At 47.9% G+C, this 5,589-nt stretch carries 6 protein-coding genes; 2 read left to right on the top strand and 4 right to left on the bottom strand.

All coding sequences use genetic code 11. The annotated features are described in order from the left end of the window. Nucleotides 1–71: 71 nt before the first annotated feature. From KDK16_RS01215 to KDK16_RS01200, 4 genes are all read right to left on the bottom strand, one after another. Complete coding sequence (locus tag KDK16_RS01215) at nt 72–806, bottom strand: sterol desaturase family protein (RefSeq protein ID WP_257274315.1); 735 nt, start codon at nt 804–806, stop codon at nt 72–74. Nucleotides 807–1,046: 240 nt separating this feature from the next. Further along, a complete protein-coding gene (locus KDK16_RS01210) occupies nt 1,047–1,487 on the bottom strand; it encodes a DUF1499 domain-containing protein (RefSeq protein WP_257274314.1) in 441 nt (146 codons plus the stop codon). 99 nt (nt 1,488–1,586) lie between these two features. Further along, nucleotides 1,587–2,645, bottom strand: coding sequence for an ABC transporter ATP-binding protein (locus KDK16_RS01205; protein WP_257274313.1), 1,059 nt, complete (start codon nt 2,643–2,645; stop codon nt 1,587–1,589). Then, nucleotides 2,642–4,360 (bottom strand): iron ABC transporter permease, encoded by a 1,719-nt coding sequence (locus KDK16_RS01200; RefSeq protein ID WP_257274312.1) that lies wholly within the window; start codon nt 4,358–4,360, stop codon nt 2,642–2,644. Before KDK16_RS01200 ends, KDK16_RS01205 begins: the two co-directional genes overlap by 4 nt. A 289-nt stretch (nt 4,361–4,649) precedes the next feature. Here KDK16_RS01200 and KDK16_RS01195 point away from each other — a divergent pair, with 289 nt between their 5' ends. Beyond that, a complete protein-coding gene (locus KDK16_RS01195) occupies nt 4,650–4,922 on the top strand; it encodes a type II toxin-antitoxin system Phd/YefM family antitoxin (protein ID WP_257274311.1) in 273 nt (90 codons plus the stop codon). After that, nucleotides 4,870–5,172, top strand: coding sequence for a Txe/YoeB family addiction module toxin (locus KDK16_RS01190; RefSeq protein ID WP_373690718.1), 303 nt, complete (start codon nt 4,870–4,872; stop codon nt 5,170–5,172). The genes KDK16_RS01195 and KDK16_RS01190 overlap by 53 nt, the downstream gene beginning before the upstream one ends. The last annotated feature ends 417 nt before the right edge of the window (nt 5,173–5,589 follow it).

The following is a 5,589-nucleotide window of genomic DNA, read 5'->3' as shown; positions in this document are numbered from 1 at the left end:
CAATATCATGGCTGTTCCGGATCTGACTCCGTCCTTCTTCAGTGGTTACTCGGTTGTTGACAGTCAAAATCCTATTGATTTTCTTTTTTTACCGTTTGATCCGGACTTTCAGACTCTGTCACTGTTGGTTTATCACTTGGTGGAGCAAAAAAGATCTTCATACGCTGTTTGAGCGTCGTGTGTTTGCCTTTTACTTCTCTGTACATATCCAACCATTCAGAGAAAGTCACAACCAGCGGATTATAGCTGTTGACAGGCTTGCTGATCCCGTAGCGCACGGTTTCCACTTCTGGTTCAAAGGTACCGAATAGCTTATCCCAGACGATCAGAACACCGGCATAGTTTTTATCAATGTATTGAGCGTTGAGCCCATGATGAACCCGGTGATGCGACGGTGTGTTAAAAATAAGTTCGAGCTTACCGAGAGTGCGAACCCACTGTGTATGAACAAAGAACTGTAGCCCCAGGTTAAGCAGGACCGCAAAGATAACCCATTTAGGCTCAAAACCTATGATGACCAAAGGAACCCAAAACAGCCACATACCAGCAATCGGGTACATCAGGCTTTGGCGAAACGCTGTGCTGAAATTCATTCTTTCCGAGCTATGATGTGCGACGTGGGCAGCCCACATCCAGCGCACCCTGTGGCTGGCGCGATGAAACCAGTAGTAGCAAAAATCCTGTAAGATCAGCAAAATAACAAAGGACGCTGCGTTCATTTCAATCTCTAGCAACTTCCAGCCAAAAAGCCAGAAATAGAGTTTTACAATCAACAGGCCTGTAAGGAGATCTGCCAGCTGATGCATACCTGCTAATGAGAAGTTGCACAGCACTTCTGGCAGTTTATAGGCAGAATTTTCCGGTAGCTTTCCGCACCTTTGGCCAGTGAAATACTCCGCCACCATTAAACCGATAAACAGCGGAGCAAGCAGCATCAGTAACCATTCGGGATGGTTAATAATCATTTGAAATTGCATATCTTGTCTTGGTCAATGATGGTTATCACACGACATAGTGGTCATTAGTGAGTCCGGATATATTCTTATCTAATGCTTTTTTGGGTCTTTAATTGAGGCTTTCAGGTTATCGAGCCAGAGCGTGATTCTTTTCTTGTTAGCCCCCAAATCCGAGTAGCCGTAATGTGAGCGAGAGTAAATAGCCAGCGTGCTGGTGTCTTCCCCCTGAGGGTAAAAACGGACGGTAATGGTATCCGGGTAGCCCATAAAAGGGGTTCTCTGGACGTAGTCGACTTGCAAACCATCATCACTGGTCCGCAAGACTTCTACCTTCTTCTGGCTTTGGGCGATGTTTGAAAACTGTTTTTGCAGCTCTGTGGCACTGATGCTCAGAACCGGGCTGAGCTGATGAGGCTCTGCTGAAAAATTGCCTTCTGGCAAAACCAGGTATTGATTGGGCTTTTCGTGCAGTTTTAATGTTTCAAAATCGATGACCCGGTCATCGACGGCTGTGAAAAGGAAGTCCAGCATCAGATTTTCTCCGAATCAGTTACCCGGGCATCAGTATGACGGATCTGATTGGGTGCTGAAAGAACCATGGTCGTTCATTGATGACAGACCATGGAAAGATCAGAGTGAATAGCCTTTCTGATCGAACAGCAGCAGTTCATGGGGTTGTACCGAAATATCCACTGGTGTGCTTTCCGGGAACGGGGTCGAGTTTTCCACGACCAGAACACTTTCTTTCAGCCTAACCTCGGTCCGCAAGCGGGTTCCCATAAACTGCTGGCTTTTGATCTGGGCAGGATTCAGCGGGTTTTCGCACTGACACCTCTCAATCGAAAACATTTGCGGGCGGATAAACAACTCTGCAGTCTGACCGGGGTCTGCTGAAATGTCACTCGATGACTCAACAATCCCCAGCGGGGTTGAAACAGAGCGGCTGTTTATCACTTCACAGGGCAGGAGATTGCCAGACCCCATAAACTCTGCCACGAAGCGACTTGCAGGACGATTATAGACGTCGAAAGAGTGACCTCGTTGCAGAATGTTTCCGTCGTGCATAATGGCAACGGAATCGGCAAAGGCAAAACCTTCATCACGGTTATGAGTGACAAACAGTCCTGTGACTTTCTGCTGTTTGAGAATGTCCCTCACCTCCCTCACCAGCCTCTGTCTTACCTGACTGTCAATATTGGAAAAAGGTTCATCCAGCAACAGTAGGGAAGGGTTGTTAGCCAGAGCTCTGGCAATAGCAACACGCTGTTGCTGACCACCGGAAAGCTCATGAGGATAGCGGCGGTCCAAACCGGAAAGGTTGACCAGCTCCAGCATGTCTTCCACACGCTTGCGGGTATCTCTGCGGGAAAGGTCTCGAAGGCCAAAGGCAATATTGTGAAACACAGTCAGATGAGGAAACAGCGCGTAGTCCTGAAAGATCATCCCTATTCCGCGCTGTTCCGGAGGCAGTGTTCCACCGATTGAACTGACGACCTGACCGTGCAGTGAAATCGTCCCCGCACATGGCTGAAGAAGCCCTGAAATGGCTTTTAAAAGCGTGGTTTTACCACAGCCGCTTCGACCCAGCAGGCAAACAATCTCCCCTTCATCTACCTCAAGGCTCAGGTTAGAGAGTACTTCTGTTTGTTCGTAACGGCAGCTCAGTCCAGCAATAGTCAGGGCGGTCATTTTTGTTCTGCCTCCAGCGAACGATTCAAAAGTATCAGTGGTACCAGTCCGGCCAGGACCATTATCAATGCGGCCAGAGCGGCCTGTTCCAGTCTTTCATCGGAAACAAACTGAAAAACCCTTGTCGCCAGTGACTCAAAGCCAAAAGGTCTTAAAAGAAGCGTGGCTGGCAGCTCTTTCATGGATTCGATAAAAACCAGCAGAAATCCTGTCAACAAACCTTTGCGGATCATAGGAATATGAACACGTCTTACCATCTCGGAAGGTTTACACCCCAATGTTCTGCTGGCCATATCCAGAGATGGGGAGACTCTGCCCAGACTGGATTCGACACTGCCAACAGCCACGGCTGAGAAGCGTACAGTGTAGGCGAAAACAATCGCAAATATCGAGCCACTGAAAATCAGACCAACGGGTGGTAAGTCAAAGGCCATGAGAAGACCATTCAGGCCATGGTCAGACAGGGTTAAGGGGGTTAGCACCGCAATCGCCAGAACATTTCCGGGAAGCGCGTACCCGGTAGATACCAACTTTGCAGGAATACTGGCAAAGTGACTGTTCTGAAGGCGCTGATACAGTCCCAGAAACAGGGCGACCATGGTTGCGAGGGTGGCTGCACTTAATGAAACTTTCAAACTGTTGAGGCTGTATGTCAGCCATTCCTGGTTCCAGGAGTCATTGAAATAATGGACAACGTAATCCAACAAAATAGCGGCAGGCAGAAGGAAGCCCAGTGTTACCAGCATCCAGCACCAGAACATGGCCAGGGCCTTTTTCCACCCCTGCAAAAGAAAGGCTTTACTGTGATCCTGCCCGGTGACCTTCTGGTAGAGCTGCTGTCTTCTGCGACTGTAGCTTTCCAGTGAGATCAGTAGCACGACTGCAACCAGCATAATGGCAGATAATTTGGCAGCGGCATTCAAACTGCCATAACCCAGCCAGGTGTCATAGACAGCTGTCGTTAAAGTCGGTACGGCAAAGTAATCAACCGTAGCAAAATCACCCAGTGTCTCAATACCCATAAGCGCCAGGCCAGTTATGATAGCTGGTCTGGCCATGGGGATTGAGACCCTGAGAAAACTGGCAACAGGAGAACATCCGAGCAGTCGGCTGGCCAGTATCTGACTCTGGGAATGTTCAAGAAAGGCGGTTCTGGCCAGCAGATAAAGATAAGGATAAAGCACGAGCGCAAGAATCATGATTGCGCCGCCCAGACTGCGAATATCAGGAAAAAAATAATCGGCAGCACTCTCCCAACCCGTTAAATCCCTCAACAGTCTTTGAACCGGGCCTGCGTATTCCAGCAGGTCTGTATAGATATAGGCGACCACGTAAGAAGGCATGGCCAGTGGCAGTACCAGAAGCCATTGCAGATAATGTTTACCGGGGATTTCACAGTTTGCCATGATCCAGGCCGCAGGGAGGGCAAGGATCAAACCCAGAATACCGACACCGGAGATCAACAGTACGGTGTTGAGGATGTATGTGCCCAGCACAGTATTTCGCAGGTGGGCAAAAATCTCGCCGGTGGGCCCAGAGGCCTCATAGACCAGTGCCAGTAACGGAGTAAAAAGCAGAAGAGCCAGCAACCAGCTGCCAGCTCTCCAGAAAAGCGAAAGGCCTTGTTTTGAAAATGACTTGTCACTGCCACGCTCTGAAGAGAGTGGTGATAAGTCATTTTCCTGTGCTTCTAAAGCGGTAGGCACCTGTTTCATGAAAGTCTGTTTAAATATCTGTCCGAGCTCTGCCAGGCGGTCAATTCTACAGAAAACGGAATGAATATCAGTAGAATTTGCATCTCTTTTTCAAACAGCAGGGTCTGTTCAGGACAGAGTTCAACTTAATGACAGGTCAGAACGGGCTTCGTCCAACAATTTCTGAGCGGTTGCGTAGTTCTTGGCTAGCAGCCTTAAGTCCGACAGGCTGCTAGGCGTTGACTTGCCTTTTAAATGCCTGCTCTCTAAAGTGTACGGTAATACCGTACACAAAAGGTGGAGTTAATTTATGGAAAGTGTCAGCGTTAATCAGTTCAGGGATAACCTGAAAAGCTTTGTAGAGAAGGTTGTGGGCAACCGCACTCCGCTTAAGGTCACTCGGCGCGGTGGAGAAGACTTTGTAGTGATCAGTGCTGATGACTGGGAGCGGGAACAAGAGACCCTTTATGTGCTGCAGAATAGTAGCTTGATGCAGCAGATTGCAGACTCACAGAATACACACAGCCGGGGTGAGGGCTATCAGCCAAGTGAGGAGGATATCAGTGAGATCATTGGTCTTTGAGGGTAATACTTGGCAGGTATACGAAGCTTTACGCGAGAAAGATAAAAAGTTGCATAAAGTTTTATGCCGCCAACTCAAGGAAATGATGCAAGGTGACCCAACTACTGGGGTCGGCAAACCAGAACCGCTAAAGCATGGCCTTTCTGGTCACAGGTCTCGCAGGCTCACCCAGAAGGACCGATTGATATATAGATTTGACGACCAGTTTATCTATATTTGCGCTCTGGGTGGCCATTACGATCAGCATTGAGAGCCGATAAATATCAGGATGTTTAATTCTTGTAATGCCACAGTGGTTGGCTCTCCATAGTCCGCATTTTCTATATCGCACTATATCATCTGCTTTTCCAGCAAGTTCAGTAGTGAACTAAATCATTTCCTATCTGTCTAAAAAATAGGGCGATAGTACAAGATACGGGTAATTTACCCCTTTTCTTGAGATGGCCCAAGTACTCTCATGAAGCATTAAATTTGCTAAGCAAACGAGCTAACCACAAGGACGGTATTAACAGCAGATACAAATTAATAAAGGACGATTAATTATGGATAATGTAAATAATTTAGCCACCAGCTATCTGTTTGGTCTACCTTTCCAATCCGGAAAAACAGAGACTGAATCTTCTAAAATAACGGCTGAAAATAACCCCCCTCCCATTTCTTCAGGTTC

The sequence above is a fragment of the Endozoicomonas sp. SESOKO4 genome (assembly GCF_024606275.1).
This window is presented reverse-complemented; position numbering and strand designations above follow the sequence as displayed.

Bases quoted from the DNA above. Each gene is read 5' to 3' on its own strand.
- KDK16_RS01215 (WP_257274315.1), bottom strand. From the start codon at position 806: ATGCATCAGCTGGCAGATCTCCTTACAGGCCTGTTGATTGTAAAACTC.
- KDK16_RS01195 (WP_257274311.1), top strand. From the start codon at position 4,650: ATGGAAAGTGTCAGCGTTAATCAGTTCAGGGATAACCTGAAAAGCTTT.
- KDK16_RS01205 (WP_257274313.1), bottom strand. From the start codon at position 2,645: ATGACCGCCCTGACTATTGCTGGACTGAGCTGCCGTTACGAACAAACA.
- KDK16_RS01200 (WP_257274312.1), bottom strand. From the start codon at position 4,360: ATGAAACAGGTGCCTACCGCTTTAGAAGCACAGGAAAATGACTTATCA.
- KDK16_RS01210 (WP_257274314.1), bottom strand. From the start codon at position 1,487: ATGCTGGACTTCCTTTTCACAGCCGTCGATGACCGGGTCATCGATTTT.